We start from the raw sequence: 18,859 nt of genomic DNA, 5'->3' as shown, positions 1-18,859 counted from the left end.
GGCGCCCACGGGCGTGTATGAGCGATTTCGACGCGGGCGAGGGACGGTGGGTGTCGCTGTTCTCCGGCGGGAAGGACTCGAGCTGGGCGCTCTACCGCGCGCTCGAATCCGACTTGGACGTCGCGTGCCTCCTCACCGTCCACCCCTCGGCGGACTCCTACATGTACCACGTGCCGGCGACGGAGCTCACGGGTCTCGCGGCCGAGAGCGTCGGCATCGAGCACGTGAACGTCGAGCCGGCGGACTTCGAGGCGGCGAACGCGACGGACGCGGGCGCGCAGGGCGACGCGGAACTCGAACCGATGGAGCGCGCGCTCGAACGCCTCGCCGACGACCTCGACGGCGGCCTCGCGGGCGTGACGGCGGGCGCGATCGAGAGCGAGTTCCAGACGTCGCGCATTCAGGCGATGGCCGACCGCCTCGGCTGCGAGGTCTTCGCGCCGCTCTGGCAGAAGGACCCGCTCGAACTCGGTGCGGCGATGCTCGATGCGGGCTTCGAGATAACCATCCTGCAGGTCGCGGCGTACGGCCTCGATGAGTCGTGGCTCGGGCGGACGCTCGACCGCGACGCTCTCGACGAGCTCGCGGCCCTGAGCGAGGAGTACGGCGTCCACCCGCTCGGCGAGGGCGGCGAGTTCGAGACGTTCGTCACCGACGGCCCGCACATGGCGCGCGCCATCGACCTCGACTACGAGCCGGTGTGGGAGGGTGACCGTGGGCGCGTCGAGATCACGGACGCGCGACTCGCCTGACGCGCCGTGCACTCCGCGCCCGACACCGCCTTCGAGGGTGTGTCCCGTCGGGGTCGTTCCGCACGGCCGGGACGAGGGCCGCGAGGCGAGAACGCTTAACCCGCCCGCTCGCCTAGTCTGCCGTAATGGGGAACGCCGCCGAGTTCGTTCGGAGCGGGGGGTCTCTGCGCGACGACGACGAGTTCCTGCGCGCGCTGATCGAGAACACGTCCGAGGGACTGCTCACGATCGACGAGGACAGCGTCATCGTCTTCGCGAACCCGGCGATGGAGCGCATCCTCGGCTACGCGCCCGAGGAACTCGTCGGGAGTTCGAAGATGAGCATCATTCCGGAGCGCTTCCGCTCCGCGCACGCGAACGGTCTCGACCAGTACCTGCAGAGCGGCGAGCGGCACATCGACTGGGACGGCGTCGAGCTGACCGCGCTGCACGCCGACGGCCACGAGGTCCCGGTGTCGGTGAGCCTGCGCGAGCACGAGTACGACGGCGAGCGCGTCTTCACCGGCATCATCACGGACATCACGGAGCGCAAGGCCCGCGAGGAGACGCTGCGCGAGCAGAAGGCCGAACTCGAGGAGTTCGCGGACGTCCTCTCGCACGACCTCCGCAACCCGCTCGCCGTCGCGAAGGCACAGCTCTCGCTCGAGCGCGATCGGCGAGACAGCGAGTACCTCCGCACCGTCGATGAGTCCATCGACCGCATCGACCAGATCATCGAGGACATGCTCGCGCGCGCTCGCCGCACGGACGACGCGGACGCCGTCGACACGCTGCTCGTCCACGCCGTCGCGCAGGCGGCGTGGGACACCGTCGCGACGGGCGACGCGACGCTCGACCTCCCGGACGGGGTGTGGCAGGTGCGCGCCAACCGGAGCCGCTTTCGCCAGCTCCTCGAGAACCTCTTCCGGAACGCCGTCGAGCACAGCGGCCGCTCGGACCCGACGGTGACGGTCGGCGTGGTCGGGGACGGGGACGGGTTCTACGTCGCGGACGACGGCACCGGGTTCTCGGACGAGGTCATCGCGCGCGACGTCGGCCGTTCGCTCGACACCGAGAGCGGCCACTACGGCCTCCACATCGTCGGGACGATCGCGTCCGAGCACGGCTGGTCGATGCGTCTCGAAGCGGGCGCGGACGGCGGGGCGCGCGTCGAGTTCCGCGACGTGACGCTCGTGGGGAAGGCGGACGCCGCCGTCAGTTCGTGATGCGGGTGTGCGCGCCGACGAGCGCGCCCGAGAAGTCGATGTCTTCGAGGTGGGTGTCCTCGTCGATGATGGAGTTGCGGACGTCGCACTCGTGGAGCGTCGCGTCCGGGAAGACGACCGCCCGGTCGAGGTTGGAGTCGACGACCTCGGCGCCCGCCATCACGTGGACGTCCTCACCGAGCGTCGTGTTCTCGACGGTGGCGTCCTCGTGGACGAGGTTCTCGCCGTCGAGCTGCCACGCGACGGCGTCGAGGTAGCTCTCCGGGGTGCCGATGTCGAACCACGCGCCCTCGAAGGTGTAGGCGTGGACCCCGGTCCGGGACTGGAGCCACTCGACGAACCAGCCGGGTTCGTCGGGGTTCTCGCCGGAGCCGAGGTACTCGTCGAAGCCGGACGTGACGACGTCCTCGGGGAAGGCGTAGCAGGCGATGGAGACGAGCGTGCTCTTCGGGTTCTCGGGCTTCTCCTGGAAGTTGATGACCTCGTCGCCGTCGAGCTCGACGAGACCGTAGGACTTCGCGCGCTCGTAGCTCCCGACGTCGTAGGCGGCGATGGTCGGGGTCTCCTTCGCCTCGAAGAAGTCGACGAACTCCGAGATGTCGAAGCTGATGAGGTTGTCGCCGGCGATGACGAGCGTGTCGTCCGTGACGCCCTCGCGCTCGAAGAGCTGGGCGAGCGCGCCGACGACGCCGAACTTCTCGTCCTCGGCGCTCGTGTCCTCGACGGAGAGCGTCGGCTTCTCGTAGTCGGACTCGCGGATGTGCTCGCGGAACGCGTCCGCGAAGCGCTCGTTCGTGGAGACGAAGACCTCGTCGATGCGTTCGTCCGCCTCGATCTCGGCGAAGATTCGGTCGATGACCGTGGAGTCACCGACGGGGAGAAACATCTTCGGCCGGTTCTTGGTGATGGGCCAGAGACGCGTCGCGTACCCACCAGCCAGCACGACGGCTTTCATACGTGAACCCTTCCCCGCAGTCCCTAAGTCCTTTTCCCCTCCGACGCCGGCGGGCGACACACCCCCGCAGTACGGGGCCACCGAGGGAGCTAAATCCCGAACAACCGTACGGGTGCGTATGGAGTCACGAACGACGCGCGAGCGCATCGCGGACGCCCTTCGGGAGGGACCGGAGACGCCGAGTTCGCTCGCCGAAACGTTCGAGGTGACGCCCCACGCCGCGCTCGGGCACGTCGAGCACGTCGCGGAGTCCGTCCGCGGGTCCCCGGAGGAGGAACTGCTCGTCCGGCCGCCCGCGTGCCGCGAGTGCGGCTTCGACGGCTACGACGACCCGTTGAACCTGCCGTCGCGCTGCCCGGAGTGCAAGCACGAGGGTATCGAGGAACCCGCGTTCGTCGTGGAGTCCTAGAAGCCGAGGCGCTCGCCGGGGTTCGTCGAGCGGTCGCGCTCCGTCTCGGCCGCCCCGACGCGCACGAACTCGTAGTCCTCGTCCACGAGGTAGACGCCGCCGTCGCGAACGGCGACGTCGACGCCGGTGAGCGACGACCCCTCGGGCGGGCCGAAGTCGCAGTCGCCGCTCTCACAGCCGAACGTCGCGCCGTGCTTGGTGCAGACGAGGTCGCCGTTTCTGACCTCCGCGCCGCTCCCCGAGTCGAAGCGGACGTCCGTCCAGTGCGGGCAGACGTTGTGCCACGCCCGAACCTCCTCCTCCGCGCCCTCGCTATCGCCGCCGTCGGCGCGCACGAGGACGAACTCGACGTCCTCGCCGGCCTCGTCGCGGAGGGTGACGAGCAGGCTCGACGCGTCGGGGACGTCCGCGAGTGGCGCCATCCGCGTCCCGGAATCCATGCTGTTCCGGTATCGGCCCCGGCGAGTTGAACGCGTCGCTTCCTCAGTAGTGCGTCGCCTCGACGCGCCGGTCGAACGCGTCGCGGAGGCGCTCGGTGACGGGACCGACCGGGAGCGCGGCGTCGCCGACGGCGACGAGCGGGCGGACCTCCCACGTCGTGTTCGTCAGGAACGCCTCGTCGGCGTGTCGGAGCGCCCCGGGCTCGTAGACGCCCGTCTCGACGTCGATTCCCGCGTCGGCCGCGAGTTCGAGGACGACGCGACGCGTCACGCCCGGGAGGACGTCCCCCGCCAGACTCGGCGTGTGGAGGGTGCCGTCGCGCACCCAGAAGACGTTGCTCGTCGCGCCCTCCGCGAGGTGGCCGTCCGTGTCGCGGAGGAGCGCTTCGTCCTCGCCGTCGAGTTCGGTCCGGGCGAGCACGCCGTTCAGGTAGTTGTGCGTCTTCGCGCTCGCGGGGAGTGCGTCGCTCGGGACGCGGCGCGTTTCGATGACGCGCGCGCTCGCGGGCGCGTCCCAGACGTCCTCGCCCGCGACCCCTCCTCGCGGGAGCGGCTTCGCGACGACGACGACGGTGGGGTCCGCCGGGCCGGGCGTGAGCTTCCCCCCCTGTGCGCCGCGCGTGACGGAGACGCGGACGTAGGCGTCCGCGAGCTCGTTCGCGGCGAGCGTCTCGCGGACGCGCTCGCGGAGGTCCGCCGCGTCCGGGTACCGGTCGAAGCCGAGCGCGTCGAGCGTGCCCGCGAGCCGGTCGGCGTGGTCGTCCCACCGGAAGACGCCGCCGCCGTACGCGCGCAGCGTCTCGAACCCGGCGTCGCCGTAACGGAACCCCCGGTCAGCGACGCTCACGGTGGCGTCGGCGGCGTCCACGAGCTCGCCGGCTACGTGATAGCGCATCCGGCCACCTCCGTGAGGAAGTTCGCGACGAGCGCCCGGCCGAGGTCGAGGTCGGCGGGGTCCTCCGGGCGGCCCGTGAGGACGCTCTCGGGGTGGAACTGGACGCCGACGTGCGGGCGCTCCGTGTCCCGAACCGCCATCACGATCTCGGCGTCGCCGTCCGCGTCGCCGGCGACGGTGTGCGCGCTCTCCACCAGCCGCGCGGGGAGCGTCCCCTGCTCGACGGCGAGCGAGTGATAGCGCCCGACCGAAATCGTCTCCGGGAGGCCCGCGAAGACGCCCGCGCCGTCGTGCGTGACCGTCGAGGGCTTCCCGTGGATGACCGCGGGCGCGCGCACGACATCGGCGCCGCGCGCCGCACAGAGCGCCTGATGGCCGAGACACACCCCGAGTATCGGGTACTCCGTCTCCGCGAACAGCGCCGTCGAGACGCCGGCGTCGGCGGGCGTCCCGGGACCGGGCGACACCACGATGGCGTCCGGGTCGAGCGCGCGGACGTCCGCGACGGTGATGGCGTCGTTGCGCTCGACGGCGACGGCCTCGCGGCCGACGTGCGCGGCGACGTAGTCGACGAGGTTGTAGACGAACGAGTCGTAGTTGTCCACGACGAGCACGCGCGCGCTCATCGCTCGACCTCCAGATCGGCGTCCGCGAGTGCGCGGTCCACCGCGTCCACGAGCGCTTGGGCCTTCGCGAGCGTCTCGTCGTACTCCGATTCGGGGTCGGAATCGTGGACGACGCCCGCGCCCACGCGCAGGCCGTACTCCGCGCCCGTGCGGACAAGCGTCCGGATGACGATGTTGAGCGTGGCGTCGCCGTCGAAGCCGATGGCGGCCATACTCCCCGTGTAGGGGCCGCGTCGCGTCGCCTCAACCTCGTCGACGAGCGCCATCGTTCGCGGCTTCGGCGCGCCCGTGATCGTTCCCCCGGGGAAGAGCGCGCGGACGGCCTCGCCGAGCGTCGCGCCCTCGCGGAGCGTCCCGGAGACGAGTGAGACGAGGTGCATCACGCGCGAGTAGCGGTCGATTCGCCTGTACTCCTCGACGGCGACGCTCCCCGCCGTCGAGACCTTCGCGAGGTCGTTGCGCTCGAGGTCGACGAGCATCGCGTGCTCCGCGCGCTCCTTCTCGTCGCTCGTCAGCTCCGCCTCGTAGGCGGCGTCCGCGGCCTCGGTCTCGCCGCGCGGCCGCGTGCCCGCGATTGGCTCCGTGAGCAACTCGTCGCCACGACGCTCGAGCAGGAGTTCGGGGCTCGCGGAGACGAGGTCACAGCCCGGGAACTCGAGGAGGCCCGCGTACGGCGCGGGGTTCACCTCGCGAAGCGCCGCGTACGCCCGCACGGGGTGGACGGCGGCGGGCGCGCGCAGGCGCTGGCTGACGTTCGTCTGGAACGTCTCGCCCGCGCGTATCTCGGCCTTGATGCGCGCGACGCGCTCGGCGAACGCCTCCCGCCCCGCGTCGCTCTCGAAGGTCGCGTCCGTGCCGGGCGCGGGCGGCGTCTCGTCGCCGTACGCGCCCTCGGTCGCGCGCTCCGCGAGGGCGAGCGCCCGCTCGCGCGCGTCGGCGTACGCGGCCTCAACGCTCGCGTAGCCCTCGAGTCGCGGCGTCGCGACGACGCGGAGGTCGTCACCGGCCGCGAAGGGGTCGCGCCACGCCGCGAGCACCTCGAACGTCGCGAGTTCGAGGCGCGGAACGCCACGGTCGTCCGTCGTCGTCTCCGGGATGGCCTCCGTCTCGCGCGCGGCGTCGTAGGAGAGGTAGCCGAAGAACCCGCCGGGGTAGGGGACGTCACAGCCCGCGCGCACGAGCGTCTCGCCCTCGAAGAGGCGGTCGATGGCGTCGAAGACGCCGGTCTCGTCGGGGCCGACGGTCGTGGTCGCTACCGGGTCGACGCCGAAGTAGCCCCAGCCGTCGCGGCCGCCGCCCGTCTCGTAGAAGACCGCCGCTTCGTCGTGCGCCTCGGGGGCGTCGTCGGAACGCCCCGTACCGCGCGCGCGACGATAGGCGTCGAAGGGGTCGTCGACGGCCACCCGGACTTCGACGGGGACGCGCGCGCCGGGCGGGGCGTCACGCGCCGCAGCCACGAAGGCCGCGCGCTCCGTTCGCACGTCTGCGTCGCTCATAGCCGTGAAAGGGCGCCCGACCGGGAAACGCGTTTCGGGGCCGGCGGCGGACGAACCGGACGCCACCGCGCCGCCCCGGTCGCCCTACGCCGCGCTCACTCCTCGCGCTCGTTCGCGCGGTCGATCCAGCGCTGGACGCGCTTCGGGGAGAGGTCGATCCGCTCCGCGAGGTCGTCCGCGTCCGCGCTCGCGAGGTCGTCCACCGTCTCGACGCCGGCGTCGCGGAGGCGCTCGGCGTACGCCGGGCCGACGCCCTTGATTATCTCGACGTCCTCGGCGCCCTCGGTGTCGGCGACGGCGTCCTCGTCGGCGTCGGGTTCGACGTCGGCGACGTCCGTCGTCACGTCCGCCTCGCTCGGCCCCGCCGCCTCCGCCGGCTCGGCGGCGTCCGCGCTCGACTCCGGTTCGGCCTCCTCGACGGCGTCGTCGACGAGCGATTCGGTGGAGGCGGCGGCCTCCGTCTCGGTCGCGACCGGTTCGTCGACGGCCGTCTCGTCGGCGTCGTCCGACACGTCGATGTCCGTCTCCATGTCCGCCTCGTCCGGGCCGGCGGCTTCGGCGGGTTCGGCGGCCTCCGCCGGCGAGTCGGCGTCGCCCTCCTCGACGGCGTCGTCGACGAGCGATTCGGTGGAGGCGGCGGCCTCCGTCTCGGTCGCGACCGGTTCGTCGACGTCGCCTTCACGCTCTGTGCCGCGTTCGCGCTCGACCGTGACGCTGGCGTCGCGCTCGCGTCCGCTCCGGTTCGACTCCATGCCGAGAAGCGACTTCAGTTTCGAGATGAGACCCATTGGACGGCGTAACGACCGCGAGGGTCTTAAAGCCCCTCGCGGAGCGCCGCGTTCATCGCGTCCACGGGCGCGTCCGAGCCGGTCCAGCGCTCGAAGGCGACCACGCCCTGATAGAGGAGCATCCACGCGCCGTCGATGGTGGTCGCGCCCGCCTCGGCGGCCTCGCGGAGGAGTCGCGTCTCGAGCGGCGAGTAGACGGCGTCCAGCACCGCGAGGTCCGCGTGGAGGGCGTCCGCCGGCACCGGCGAGACGTCCTCCTCCATGCCGACGCTCGTCGCGTTCACGAGCACGTCCGCGCCCACGAGTAGGTCGGGGAGCGCGTCCAGCCCGAACGCATCCGCGCCCACGTCGGCGGCGAGCGCCCGCGCGCGCTCGACGGTGCGGTTCGCGACGGCGACGTCCGCGCCGGCCGTGACGAGCGCGACGGCCGCCGCCCGCGCCGCGCCGCCCGCGCCGACGATCACGGCGTCCGCGCCCGCGAGCGGGACGTCGAAGCGCTCGAAGGCGCGCTGGACGCCCGCGACGTCCGTGTTGTGGCCCGTCGGGACGTCGCCCGAGAAGTCCACGGTGTTGACGGCGCCGACGCGGCGCGCGAGGTCGTCCGGCTCGACCGCATCGAGCACGTCCTCCTTGAAGGGGATCGTGACGTTCAGACCGGCGATACCGAGCGTCTCTGCGGCCTCGACCGCCGCCGCGCCGTCCGACGCGTCCGGTTCGAAGGTGACGTAGCGCGCGTCCATGTCGAGCGCCGCGTAGGCGGCCTCGTGCATCGGCGGGGAGAGCGAGTGGCCCACCGGGTTCCCGAGGAGTCCGTAGACGTCCATACAGGGCGAGGCACGCCGTCGAGCAAAAATCCCCTGTTCGGTGCGTCAGTGCGCGCCCGCGTCGATGCCGAGGACGACGACGAAGTAGACGAGGAGGGCGATGAACGCCGCGTAGAAGACGCCGCCGACGAGGAAGGGCTTCGGGTCCATCGGCTCCTCGTGCGCGGAGCGCGCGCGCAGGTAGAGGATGCCCCCGGAGAGGACGGCGAGGACGACGGAGACGGCGTTCAGGAAGCCCGTGGTCCCCCACGCGAGCGAGAGGTCCCAGTCCGTGAAGACGATGCCGAGCGTGACGGGGAGTGTGCCCTGGAACGCCATCGCGCCCGTGATGTTCCCGAGCGCGAGCGTGTCCTTGTCGCGGCTGATCCACAGCACGGAGTTGAACTTCTCCGGGAGCTCGGTCGCGAGCGGCGCGATGAGGAGCGCGACGATGGCGATCGGGATGCCGAGCACCTCCTTGGAGAGCCACTGGACCTCGCTGACGAAGAGGTGCGCGCCGCCGATGATGAGGCCGAGCGCGAACAGGGTCTGGAGGGCGACGAAGACGAACCGCGGGTTGTCGCCGTACGAACGCGGGTCGTAGCCGGCGCGCGCGGCGACGCGCTCGATGAGGAGGCCGAGGTGGAGCGCCTCGATGCCCTCGCTCTCCGCGAGCTCGCCGCTCTGCAGGGAGCGCACGAGGTAGAGGAGGTAGAGGCCGACGAGCAGGGCCGCCATCGCGTACTCGAGGAGGCGGTTGTGGGCGAACGCGGCGGCGAACGCGATGACGTAGCCGACGAGGAAGAAGGAGAGGTCGCGGCGGGTCGCCATCTCGTTGAAGTGCATCTCGTCGCCGAACACCCGCCGGTCGCGGAAGTGGTAGACGCTGACGCCGACGAGGAACATCGCGATGGTGGCGAGCATGAACGGCGCGCCGAGGATCGCGCCGACGCCGACGTGCGCCGATTCCGCCCCGCCCTGCAGGATGGCGATGACGGGGATGAGCGTCTCCGGGAGCGCGGTGCCGACGGCGGCGAGGATGCTTCCGGTCGCCGACTCGCTGACGCCGAGGCGATGTCCGAGCCACTCCACGCCGTTCGTGAACACTTCCGCGCCGGCGAGCAGGAGAGCGAACGACCCGAGGAGGAGGAGCGTCCGGTCCGCCGCCGGAGAGAGGAGTGCCGGTGCGAGGCCGTCCATACCACGGCTGTCTCCCACGATACTTGTAAGCGCACCCATTCGGTCACGGGGCGTCGACTCGGCGCTCTCCGACACCTCGGCGGCGCGTCCGGCGACGGTCGCGCCTTCCGACGGCTTTTAGCGGCGAGAGGGGCGACTGCGAGTATGACCGTCGGAATCGTCGTGAGCCGCGCCGACTCCGCGTCGCGCGCCATCGGCGAGCGACTGCTCGCCTTACGGGACTGGGAGCGCGCGGACGACGACGCGAGCGCCGCGCGCTATCGGTGTGGTGGCTTCGAGCTCCGCGAGTTCGAGGACTGGCACCTCGAACTCGAGGGGGTCGCGTCGGCGTTCGACGACCCCGCGTTCGTCGTCTTCGCCTCGCGGCACGCCGGCTCGAGCGGCCCGCTGCTCACCGCGCACTTCACGGGGAACTTCGGGGCCGCCGAGCACGGCGGTGCCGACCGCGACCTCGCCGAGGCCTGCCCGAACGCCCACCGCGCCGTCGTCTCCGCGTTCGCCGAACACGCGCCCGAGGACTACGACGTCGGGATGGAGTGCACGCACCACGGCCCGACGGCCGTCGGCACGCCCTCGATGTTCGTCGAGCTCGGCTCCTCGGAGTCGGAGTGGGCGGACGAGTCGGCGGCCGAGACGGTCGCGCGCGCCATCCTCGACCTGCGCGGCGTCGACGCGCACGCCGAGCGCACCGTCGTCGCGTTCGGCGGCGGCCACTACGCCCCGCGTCCCACCCGAATCGTCGAGACGACCGACTGGGCGGTCGGGCACGTCGGCGCGGACTGGTGTCTCGACGACCTCGGTGACCCCCGCGAGCACCGCGACGTGGTCGCGCAGGCCTTCGCGGAGAGCGGCGCGACGCGCGCCGTCGTCGACGGCGAGCAACCGCGCCTCCGCGAGGTGGTCGCCGACCTCGGCCACGACGTCGTGAGCGAGACGTGGCTCCGCGAGACCACGGGCGTCGACCTCGGTCTCGCGACCGACCTCGAAGCCGAACTCGGGCGCGTGGCCGACGGTCTCCGCTTCGGCGACGCCGCCCGCGAGGGCGCGCCCCGCGAGTACGTCGTCGTCGACCACCCGGACGGCCTCTGGGCGGACGCGCACAGCGTCGACGCGGACGCCGCGCTCGCCGCCGCGAGCGAGCACGCGCTCGCCTACACCACCGAGGAGAACGGGAACCGGGTCGCGGGCGACATCGCGTTCCCGGACGCGAACGCCCACGACGCGTACGTCGCCGCGCTCGCGAGCCTCCTCGACGAGAAGTACGACGCGGTCGAGCGCGACGCCGACGCCGTCCGCGTCACCGACGAGTCCTTCGACCCCGGGAAAGCCAACGCGCGCGGCGTCCCCGAGGGCCCGAAGTTCGGGCGGCTCGCGAGCGGCCACACCGTCGAGGTCGACGGGGAGGAAATCCGACCCGAGGACGTCGCGAGCGAGCGCGCCGAGGCCTATCCGCGCGGGGCGCGTGAGACGGTCGTCCGACGCGAGGGGGAAAGGTAATTAAACGACTCTCGTATAGAGTATAGGCAACATGGACTCCATCGTGCAGGACGCTATCGACGAGGCCGAGGAGGGCGCCGAGCCCTCCGAGGGCGTCTCCCCCGACAGCGGCGGGGGGACCGCCAGCTCCGGCCGGATGTCTGACGAGGAGCTACTCGGCGTTCTCGAGGACCTGCAGACGAACATCACCGTCGTCGGCTGTGGCGGCGCGGGCTCGAACACCGTCAACCGGATGCACGAGGAGGGCATCCACGGCGCGAAACTCGTCGCCGCGAACACCGACGTCCAGCACCTCGTCGACATCGAGGCGGACACGAAGATCCTCATCGGGCAGGAGAAGACGCGCGGCCGGGGCGCCGGCTCGCTCCCGCAGGTCGGCGAGGAGGCCGCTCTCGAGTCCCAGGAGGAGATCCGCGAGGCCATCTCCGGCTCCGACATGGTCTTCGTCACCGCCGGTCTCGGCGGCGGCACCGGCACGGGGAGCGCCCCCGTCGTCGCCAAGGCCGCCCGCGAGGCGGGCGCGCTCACCATCAGCATCGTCACGACGCCGTTCACTGCGGAGGGCGAGGTCCGGCGGAACAACGCGGAAGCCGGCCTCGAGCGCCTGCGCGACGTCTCCGACACCGTCATCGTCGTCCCGAACGACCGCCTGCTCGACTCCGTGGGGAAACTCCCCGTCCGGCAGGCGTTCAAGGTCTCCGACGAAGTCCTCATGCGCTCCGTGAAGGGGATCACCGAACTCATCACGAAACCCGGCCTCGTCAACCTCGACTTCGCCGACGTGCGGACCGTCATGGAGAAGGGCGGCGTCGCCATGATCGGCCTCGGCGAGTCCGACAGCGACTCCAAGGCCGTCGACTCCGTCAAGAGCGCCCTGCGAAGTCCGCTCCTCGACGTCGACATCGGACAGGCGAACTCCGCGCTCGTGAACGTCACGGGCGGCCCGGACATGAGCATCGAGGAGGCCGAGGGCGTCGTCGAGGAGATCTACAACCGCATCGACCCCGACGCGCGCATCATCTGGGGGACCTCCGTCGACGAGGACCTCGACGGCGAGATGCGCACGATGGTCGTCGTCACCGGCGTCGAATCCCCGCAGATCTACGGGCAGAACGGCGACGAACAACCAGAGACGAGCGCAGAGCGCGACATCGACTACGTCGAGTAACTCGCTCTTCGTTCTCGCTCCGTAGAAGCCTCTATAGTCCTCGCGTCGAAAGCGACGGCCATGACCGACGTGCTGTGTCCGCTCGTCACGCCGTTCGACGCCGAGGGCGACGTCGACCTCGCCGCGCTCGACGCCGTCGTCGACGGCGTGCTCGAGGCGGGCCTCGACGGCCTCGTCCCCTGTGGCACCACCGGCGAGTTCGCGAGCATGACCCGCGCGGAGAACCGCGCCGTCCTCGACCGCGTCCGCACACGCGCCGGCGACGACACCACCGTCATCGCGGGCGCGGGCGCCACCTCCGTCGCCGACACCCTCGACGCCCTCGCGTTCGCCGACGACGCCGGCGCGGATGCCGGCCTCATCGTCCTCCCCTACTTCCACACCGCGAACGCGCCCGCCGGCGCCGAGCGCTTCCTCCAGCGGGTCGCCGACGACAGCCCGCTCCCGCTCTACCTCTACAACATCCCGGCGTGCACGGGCGCCGAAATCCCCGTCGACGTCGTCGCCGACCTCGCCGCACACGACGCCGTCGTCGGCCTGAAGGACTCCGGCGGCGACTTCGGCTACTTCACGGACGTCCTCGCCGCCGTCCCCGACGACTTCGCGGTCTACCAGGGCGTCGACGGCCAGCTCGTTCCCGCCGGCTTGATGGACGCGAGCGGCGGCATCAACGCGCTCTCGAACGCCGTCCCCGAGGTGTTCGCGGCGGTCCGCGACGCCCTCGACGCCGGTGACGACGAGCGAGCGCGCGACCTCCACCGCGAGTGCCTCACGCCCCTGTTCGCTCACTGCGCGGAGCACGGTTTCGCGCCCGCGACGAAGGCCGCGCTCGCCGCGCGCGGGCGCCTCCCGAACGCGGCGGTGCGCCCGCCGCTCGTCGAACTCGACGCCGACGCCCGTGCGGACGTCGCGGCCGCCGTCGACGCCGCCCTCGAACGCGTCGCGTAGCCCGGCCGTCGCCGCCCCCGACCGGCGGTGCGAAAGACAGAAAAGGAGCGGTGTCGAAAGCACGCTATGGACGTTCCCCTAGAGCTTTCAGCGTACACGCGGGTGCTGAAACTGGCCAGCACCCCCGGATGGGAGGAGTTCTCCCAGATCGCGCTCATCGCCGGCGCCGGCATCCTCCTCGTCGGCCTGATGGGCTTCATCATCTTCCTAGTCATGGGCGTCGTTCCGGGCACGGGGATCTGAGATGAGTGTGTACGCCGTCAAGACGACCGCGAGTCAGGAGCAGACGGTCGCGAGCATGATCGCGAACCGCGAGGAGAACGAGATCCACGCCGTCCTCGCGCCGGACGCGCTCACGAGCTACGTGATGGTGGAGGCGGACAACGACGCCGTCATCTCGCGTGTGCTCGAGGAGATTCCGCACGCCCGCAGCATGGTGCCGGGCGAGTCCTCGATCAGCGAGGTCGAGCACTTCCTCAGCCCGAAACCGGACGTCGAGGGCATCGCGGAGGGCGACATCGTCGAACTCATCGCCGGCCCGTTCAAGGGCGAGAAGGCGCAGGTCCAGCGCATCGACGAGGGCAAGGACCAGGTCACCGTCGAACTCTACGAGGCCACCGTCCCGATCCCGGTCACCGTTCGCGGCGACCAGATCCGGGTGCTGGATTCCGAGGAACGCTAACGCGCGTCTCTGGCCTCCCGTTCGTATCGCTCACGCGGACACCGAGGAGCGATCGCTCCTCGTCAGTCGAACGGCGCACTGTGCCGTGAGACGACTCGAAGAGCGATAGCGGAAGGCGGTTCTTCTACGCGATTCAGCGCGCCCCGCGACGCCCGACGCACCGTCGGAACGTGCTGGGGTCGCTACGCGACGACGCCGTCCGCAGTGACGACTTCGCTCCCGTTGTGGCGGACGGTGACCTCGAAGGGCGCGCCGCTCTCGACGCCGGAGAAGTCGAAGGTCGCCTCGAACGACCCGCCCTCGGTGACGTTCGCGGTGTCGGTCTTGAGGAAGGGCGACTCGCCGCCCGAGGACTGCACGCGGACGGTGACGTTCTCACCGGCGTCGAGCGTCGTCACCCCGCTGATGGTCTGTTCTGCGGCGGACTGGACGGTGACGTTTTCGCCGTCGTGCGCAACGTATGGTGGCGTCGGCGTCGTGTCGCCGCTCGGCCCGCCGAGTCCCGCACAGCCCGCGGTGGCGACGAGGCCGACGGCGAGGAGGGCGAGCGCGACCGGTCGCCACCTCATCGGGGTCCCTCCGTCGTGTCGGCTGTCGGTGAACGGATGCGTCGCGGTACTCTCGTGGTGGAGGGTGGTCGGGGTTCGGTCGAGACCATGCGCTCGCGTCTAGCCGGTGCAGCGAGATAATCGCACGCCACGGTGAAGTGCCGATTTCACCGTCCGGCGGCGGGGTCGCATCCCGTCAGTGCTCGTGTGGAACGAGCGACGCGCGCGTAATCTCGCGGGCGTCGGACTGCTCGAGTGCGGTCTGTGTGTCCACGAGGTCGAACTCGGCGTCGATGAGGTCGTCGTAGGGGTATTTCTCGACGGTGCGCGAGAGGAATTCGAGGCCCTTCTTCAGGTACCACGGGTCGTAGCGCATCGTCGGCGTCACCTCGATGTTCTTCCGGGTGAAGAGCGCGGGGTCGATTTCGGCGGTCCGACCGGGCGTGATGTTGCCGATTTCGAGGTAGCGCGCGCCGTCGCGGAGGAGGTGTGGCCCCTCCGCGAAGGCGTCCGGGACGCCCGCGACCTCGACGCCGACGTCCGCGCCGCGCCCGTCCGTGAGCTCGGCGACGCGCTCGCCGCGCGCCTCCACGGTGTCGTACTCGCGGAAGTCCACGACGTGGTCGACGCCGAACGACCGGGCGCGCTCGATGCGCTCGTCGACGCCCTCGACGAGGATGGTCTCCGCGCCGTACTCGTTCGCGACGGCGATGGCGTTCTGCCCGAGGCCGCCGCCGCCCTGAATCACGACCGTCTCGCCGTAGGAGAGGCCGACCTCGTCGAGGCCGAAGAGCACCTGCGTGAGCGCGCAGTTCGCCGCCGCCGCGACGCCGTCCGGGATGTTCTCGGGGACCTTGTAGAAGTGCTGCTCGGGGTGGACGTAGTAGTGCGTCGCGAACGTCCCGTGGAAGTGCGGGAACTCGTCGGGGTGCTCGAGCCAGTGCTGGAGGGCGTTCTCGCAGGAGCGGAACTCCCCGCGCCCGCAGTACTCGCACTTCCCGCAGGCGACGAAGTACGTCGGGGCGATGAGGTCGCCCTCTTCGATGGGCTCGCCCGCGTAGTCGGTCTCGACGCCGTCGCCGACGTCGGTGACGCGACAGAGCGCTTCGTGGCCGAGGACCATCCGGTCGAGGACGGGGTGGATCCCCTTCCAGATGTGGAGCTCGGAGCCGCAGACGTTCGCCTGCACGACCTCGGTGACGAGCGCGCCCGGTTCGGGGTCGGGCACCGGATACTCCCGAATCTCGACGGACTGCTCGTCCCGGAGGTAGGCGAGGCGTCCCGTAGTGGACGTCATCGTGTGCGTTCAGGACGCCCACGGACCATAGGCGTTCGCGTCGCGGACCCCATCAGTCGATGTAGCCGAAGACGTCGTCGCCGAACTCGGCCGTCGCGTACTCGCGGCCGCGCTCGGTGAGGCGGTAGTAGTCGCCCGCGTCGAGCGACTTCACCATGTTCCGGTCGGCCAGTCGTTCGAGCGCGTCCTCGACGGCCGCGACGTCGACGTCCTCCCGGAGGAGCCGCTCGATGTTCGCGGCGATACCGCCCGGGGAGACGCCGAGCCCGGTCTGTGCGAGGACGCGCAGGACAGCCTCGACGGCCTCCGTCCGCCACTCCTCGGTCATACTCGACGGGTGCGGCGCCGAGCCGGAAAAACCGTCCGGCCGATTACGCGTCCGTCACGCCATCCGTCCCGTCCGTGTCGTCGGCGTCGTTCGTCCCGTCCGTGTCGACCACTCCGTCCGTGTCGTCCGCTTCGTCGGCCTCAACCGCTTCCCCGGTGCCGTCCTCGCGCGCGTCGAGGTCGAGGCGCTCGCGGACGGCGGCGACGTCGACGGCGTCCTCGACCGCGCCCTTCACGTCCTCGCGAACGCGGATGTCGTCCGCGTCCGCGTCGTACGCGCGCACGTAGTCCGCTCGCGTGTGCGCGTCGAAGGCGTGCGCGATGGCGAAGAACCCCTCGGGGACGACGGCGTTACAGACGCGACACTCGTGGCGACCGTGGCCCTCCACCTGATGGGCGAGCAGGTCCGTCACGTCGTCGTACGTCGCCGCACAGTCGCCGATGGCGCACTCCCAGCCGGGCATACGCGTCCGGTACCGCGAGCGCCCCGATAAAGCTTGTCCGGGTACGCCCGTCGCGGCGCGCGAAACTGCAACCGCTAAAACCCCGCCGCGCCTATCGCGGGGCGTGACGGAGACACGGGTCGACCCCCACGTGAAGATACTCGATCAGGGCGTCGCCGAGCGCGCGAAGGCGCGCGGCATCGACGTCCTCGTGTATGCGCCGCATTTCGTGCGTCTCCCCGAGATACGCGAGCGCGCGGCGGCGTTCAGCGACGACGAGTTGCTCGTCGTGCCCGCCCGCGAGGTGTTCACCGGCCCGTGGCGGGAGCGCAGGCACGTCCTCGCGCTCGGCCTCACCGAGCCCGTCCCGGACTTCATCACGCTCGAGGGCGCCTTCGCGGAGTTCGCCAGACAGGACGCCACCGTGCTCGCGCCGCACCCGGAGTTCGCGACGGTGAGTCTCGGCGCACCGGAGTTCGAGCGCTACGGCGACCAGCTCGCCGGCGGCGAGGTCTACAACCCGAAACACCTCCCGTGGCAGAACGAGCGCGCGCGCGAGCTCGTCGAGGCCTACGGCCTCCCGCCGTTCGGGTCGAGTTACGCTCACCGGCGCGCGACCATCGGGGAGGTGTGGACGACGTTCGAGCGCGACATCGGGAGCGAGGCCGACCTCCTCGACGCGCTCGGATCCGGCGCGCCTCGGCGCGTCGAGCATCGACGCGGGTGGCGCCACACGCTGCGCTGTCGCCTCGAAACGCTCGACCTCGCCTACGAGAACACGTACAAGAAACTCGACCGCGTGCTCCTCTCGGGCATGGAGCCCACGCACCCCCGGCACATCGCCTACGAGGGGCGCTTCGAGGACGTCCGCGTCTACTAGCCCACGAGCGTCTGGAGGCCCTGCACCTGCGAGGCGACGTCCACGTTCGGGATGACGCCCGGCAGGTAGTGGATGAGCGCGTAGATCGCGACGAGCTCGACGAGCGTGATGACGACGGTGATGACCGTCGCGTACTGCGATGACGTCGTGACGCCGACGGGCGTGCCGAACTCCTTGTCCCAGAGCGGGTAGAAGAGCGCGATGCCGCGCTTCGAGCCGAGGACGTCGAGGACGAAGTGCGTGAGGACGCCGATCCACACCCAGTAGAGGTTGCCGAGGAAGTAGGTGTAGCCGTAGAGGAGCGCGACGACGAAGACGTTGTGCAGGGTCTTGCGGTGCTTGCCGAACTCGGTGTCGATGTCCGGGAACAGCGCGCCGAGAACGACCGGCACGAGGACGGCGGCGACCGTGACGAGCGTCTGCACGCTCCCCTCGGGGTGGAGGACGAAGCCGAGGCCGATTCCCAACAGCAGACCGTTCAGGATGTGGTCCTTCTTGTTCATTCGCGTGCCTCCATCGCCGCGAGGGCGTCGACGAGCGCCTGCCGCGCGATCTGCTCCTTTATCTCGTGGCGGTCGCCGTCGAAGACGTAGCGCTCGACGGTCGTGTAGGTGTCGTCGGCATCCCACGCACCGGCGTGCGCGACGCCGATGTAGACGGTGCCGACTGGTTTCGCCTCGCTCCCGCCGGTCGGGCCGGCAATCCCCGTCGTCGAGACTCCCCACGTCGTCCCCGCGGCGTCGCGGACCGCGCGCGCCATCTCGCGCGCGACGGGTTCGCTCACCGCACCGTGGGCGTCGAGGGCCTCACGGGAGACGCCGGTGTCGAGCTTGGCGTCGTACGTGTACGTGACGTACGTCCGGTCGAAGTAGTCCGAGGAGCCGGGGACGTCCGTGAGGAGCGACCCGACGAGCCCGCCCGTACAGGACTCCGTCGTCGCGATGGTCTCGCCCGCCTCCCGGAGCGCGTCACCGATGCGTTCCTCCACGGGCGGATCGTCGGCGTACTCTCGCATGCCGTGTCGTAGAAGCGGCGGCGGTATTGCGTTTGTGGGTCCGCCGCGTCGCGACGCTCAGACCGTGTCGCGGTCCGTGTAGGTGTGTCGGTGGATGATGAAGCCCTCGTCGTCGAACTCGTGGAAGTCCGCGAAGCCGAAGGCGACGCGCTCGCCGTCCTGCACGCCCTCGAAGGAGCCACGGACCGCGACGGTATCGCCCTCCGCGACGACCGTGTGAACGGTGTGCTCGCCCTCCGAGAGCGGTCGGCCCGTCTCGTAGAACGCCCGGAGCTCCGAGAGCCCCTCGATGGGGGGCTGGCCGGGACGCTCGTAGACGACGTCGGGGCTGAAGAGGCCGACGAGGCCGTCGTAGTCCTCGTCGTCGACGAGCTCATAGTAGCGACGCGCCGCCTCGGGGTCCGCGTTTCCGACCATACGTCGAGTGGGTGGCGCCGCCGACGTAAGCCGTTCGGCTCCACACCCTGCCCGCTCGCGGGACGACC

At 70.9% G+C, this 18,859-nt stretch carries 23 protein-coding genes and 1 pseudogene; 9 read left to right on the top strand and 15 right to left on the bottom strand.

What is annotated here, in order from left to right:
- Positions 1 to 17: 17 nt before the first annotated feature.
- A complete protein-coding gene (locus IEY12_RS07030; RefSeq protein ID WP_188881388.1) occupies positions 18 to 752 on the top strand; it encodes a diphthine--ammonia ligase in 735 nt (244 codons plus the stop codon).
- 125 nt (positions 753 to 877) lie between these two features.
- On the top strand, positions 878 to 1,957 hold the full coding sequence (locus IEY12_RS07025) for a PAS domain S-box protein (RefSeq protein WP_188881383.1): 1,080 nt from the start codon (positions 878 to 880) through the stop codon (positions 1,955 to 1,957).
- Here IEY12_RS07025 and IEY12_RS07020 read toward each other — a convergent pair.
- Positions 1,947 to 2,912 carry a nucleotidyltransferase family protein gene (locus IEY12_RS07020; RefSeq protein WP_188881369.1) on the bottom strand — a complete coding sequence of 322 codons (966 nt, stop codon included), beginning with the start codon at positions 2,910 to 2,912 and terminating at the stop codon, positions 1,947 to 1,949. The two genes, IEY12_RS07025 and IEY12_RS07020, sit on opposite strands and share 11 nt — an antisense overlap.
- 118 nt (positions 2,913 to 3,030) lie before the next feature.
- On the opposite strand from IEY12_RS07020, the gene IEY12_RS07015 reads away from it, so the two are divergent.
- Positions 3,031 to 3,321, top strand: a complete 291-nt coding sequence (locus IEY12_RS07015) for a transcriptional regulator (protein WP_188881363.1) — start codon at positions 3,031 to 3,033, stop codon at positions 3,319 to 3,321.
- On the opposite strand, the gene IEY12_RS07010 is transcribed toward IEY12_RS07015, so the two are convergent.
- The 7 genes from IEY12_RS07010 to IEY12_RS06980 all read right to left on the bottom strand — a co-directional run bounded on the left by IEY12_RS07010 (position 3,318) and on the right by IEY12_RS06980 (position 9,569).
- A complete protein-coding gene (locus tag IEY12_RS07010) occupies positions 3,318 to 3,761 on the bottom strand; it encodes a Rieske (2Fe-2S) protein (protein ID WP_188881344.1) in 444 nt (147 codons plus the stop codon). The two genes, IEY12_RS07015 and IEY12_RS07010, sit on opposite strands and share 4 nt — an antisense overlap.
- A gap of 43 nt (positions 3,762 to 3,804) precedes the next feature.
- Positions 3,805 to 4,656 (bottom strand): aminotransferase class IV, encoded by an 852-nt coding sequence (locus IEY12_RS07005; protein WP_188881312.1) that lies wholly within the window; start codon positions 4,654 to 4,656, stop codon positions 3,805 to 3,807.
- Positions 4,641 to 5,282, bottom strand: a complete 642-nt coding sequence (locus tag IEY12_RS07000) for an anthranilate synthase component II (protein ID WP_188881304.1) — start codon at positions 5,280 to 5,282, stop codon at positions 4,641 to 4,643. The genes IEY12_RS07005 and IEY12_RS07000 overlap by 16 nt, the downstream gene beginning before the upstream one ends.
- Complete coding sequence (pabB, locus tag IEY12_RS06995; RefSeq protein WP_188881301.1) at positions 5,279 to 6,778, bottom strand: aminodeoxychorismate synthase, component I; 1,500 nt, start codon at positions 6,776 to 6,778, stop codon at positions 5,279 to 5,281. The genes IEY12_RS07000 and pabB overlap by 4 nt, the downstream gene beginning before the upstream one ends.
- A gap of 95 nt (positions 6,779 to 6,873) precedes the next feature.
- Entirely contained in the window at positions 6,874 to 7,566 is a 693-nt protein-coding gene (locus IEY12_RS06990) for a helix-hairpin-helix domain-containing protein (protein WP_188881299.1), read from the bottom strand.
- Between the two features lie 26 nt (positions 7,567 to 7,592).
- Positions 7,593 to 8,390, bottom strand: a complete 798-nt coding sequence (locus IEY12_RS06985; protein WP_188881297.1) for a shikimate dehydrogenase — start codon at positions 8,388 to 8,390, stop codon at positions 7,593 to 7,595.
- Between the two features lie 45 nt (positions 8,391 to 8,435).
- Entirely contained in the window at positions 8,436 to 9,569 is a 1,134-nt protein-coding gene (locus tag IEY12_RS06980; protein ID WP_188881287.1) for a sodium:calcium antiporter, read from the bottom strand.
- A 144-nt stretch (positions 9,570 to 9,713) separates the two neighbouring features.
- On the opposite strand from IEY12_RS06980, the gene IEY12_RS06975 reads away from it, so the two are divergent.
- The 5 genes from IEY12_RS06975 to IEY12_RS06955 all read left to right on the top strand — a co-directional run bounded on the left by IEY12_RS06975 (position 9,714) and on the right by IEY12_RS06955 (position 13,864).
- A complete protein-coding gene (locus tag IEY12_RS06975) occupies positions 9,714 to 11,066 on the top strand; it encodes a D-aminoacyl-tRNA deacylase (RefSeq protein ID WP_188881281.1) in 1,353 nt (450 codons plus the stop codon).
- Between the two features lie 31 nt (positions 11,067 to 11,097).
- On the top strand, positions 11,098 to 12,234 hold the full coding sequence (ftsZ, locus tag IEY12_RS06970; protein WP_188881280.1) for a cell division protein FtsZ: 1,137 nt from the start codon (positions 11,098 to 11,100) through the stop codon (positions 12,232 to 12,234).
- A gap of 60 nt (positions 12,235 to 12,294) precedes the next feature.
- Positions 12,295 to 13,182: a dihydrodipicolinate synthase family protein gene (locus tag IEY12_RS06965; protein WP_188881275.1), complete on the top strand. Its 888-nt coding sequence runs from the start codon at positions 12,295 to 12,297 to the stop codon at positions 13,180 to 13,182.
- A 66-nt stretch (positions 13,183 to 13,248) separates the two neighbouring features.
- On the top strand, positions 13,249 to 13,425 hold the full coding sequence (locus IEY12_RS06960) for a protein translocase SEC61 complex subunit gamma (RefSeq protein ID WP_123074035.1): 177 nt from the start codon (positions 13,249 to 13,251) through the stop codon (positions 13,423 to 13,425).
- A 1-nt stretch (position 13,426) separates the two neighbouring features.
- Positions 13,427 to 13,864, top strand: a complete 438-nt coding sequence (locus IEY12_RS06955) for a transcription elongation factor Spt5 (RefSeq protein ID WP_123074034.1) — start codon at positions 13,427 to 13,429, stop codon at positions 13,862 to 13,864.
- A 182-nt stretch (positions 13,865 to 14,046) separates the two neighbouring features.
- Here the strand turns inward: IEY12_RS06955 and IEY12_RS06950 are convergent, their stop codons facing one another.
- From IEY12_RS06950 to IEY12_RS06935, 4 genes and pseudogenes are all read right to left on the bottom strand, one after another.
- The gene (locus IEY12_RS06950) at positions 14,047 to 14,433 is read right to left on the bottom strand and encodes a BGTF surface domain-containing protein (protein ID WP_188881272.1); all 387 of its coding nucleotides are present in this window, start codon (positions 14,431 to 14,433) and stop codon (positions 14,047 to 14,049) included.
- Between the two features lie 175 nt (positions 14,434 to 14,608).
- A complete protein-coding gene (locus IEY12_RS06945; RefSeq protein ID WP_188881270.1) occupies positions 14,609 to 15,709 on the bottom strand; it encodes a zinc-binding dehydrogenase in 1,101 nt (366 codons plus the stop codon).
- Between the two features lie 52 nt (positions 15,710 to 15,761).
- Positions 15,762 to 16,037, bottom strand: coding sequence for a helix-turn-helix domain-containing protein (locus IEY12_RS06940; RefSeq protein WP_188881252.1), 276 nt, complete (start codon positions 16,035 to 16,037; stop codon positions 15,762 to 15,764).
- Between the two features lie 178 nt (positions 16,038 to 16,215).
- Positions 16,216 to 16,500, bottom strand: a pseudogene (locus IEY12_RS06935) (DUF7565 family protein); the annotation flags it as partial.
- A gap of 103 nt (positions 16,501 to 16,603) precedes the next feature.
- On the opposite strand from IEY12_RS06935, the gene IEY12_RS06930 reads away from it, so the two are divergent.
- The gene (locus tag IEY12_RS06930) at positions 16,604 to 17,359 is read left to right on the top strand and encodes a PHP-associated domain-containing protein (protein WP_229871021.1); all 756 of its coding nucleotides are present in this window, start codon (positions 16,604 to 16,606) and stop codon (positions 17,357 to 17,359) included.
- Here IEY12_RS06930 and IEY12_RS06925 read toward each other — a convergent pair.
- From IEY12_RS06925 to IEY12_RS06915, 3 genes are read right to left on the bottom strand one after another with little or no spacing between them, the layout of a single operon-like run.
- The gene (locus tag IEY12_RS06925) at positions 17,356 to 17,862 is read right to left on the bottom strand and encodes a metal-dependent hydrolase (protein ID WP_188881246.1); all 507 of its coding nucleotides are present in this window, start codon (positions 17,860 to 17,862) and stop codon (positions 17,356 to 17,358) included. The two genes, IEY12_RS06930 and IEY12_RS06925, sit on opposite strands and share 4 nt — an antisense overlap.
- Complete coding sequence (locus IEY12_RS06920) at positions 17,859 to 18,374, bottom strand: CinA family protein (RefSeq protein WP_188881243.1); 516 nt, start codon at positions 18,372 to 18,374, stop codon at positions 17,859 to 17,861. Before IEY12_RS06920 ends, IEY12_RS06925 begins: the two co-directional genes overlap by 4 nt.
- Positions 18,375 to 18,431: 57 nt before the next feature.
- On the bottom strand, positions 18,432 to 18,791 hold the full coding sequence (locus tag IEY12_RS06915; RefSeq protein ID WP_188881241.1) for a nuclear transport factor 2 family protein: 360 nt from the start codon (positions 18,789 to 18,791) through the stop codon (positions 18,432 to 18,434).
- Positions 18,792 to 18,859 lie beyond the last annotated feature (68 nt).

The sequence above is a fragment of the Halarchaeum grantii genome (assembly GCF_014647455.2).
Taxonomy (GTDB): Archaea; Halobacteriota; Halobacteria; order Halobacteriales; family Halobacteriaceae; genus Halarchaeum; species Halarchaeum grantii.
Note: the sequence above shows the minus strand (reverse complement) of the source record. Positions and strands in the feature narration are given on the sequence as shown.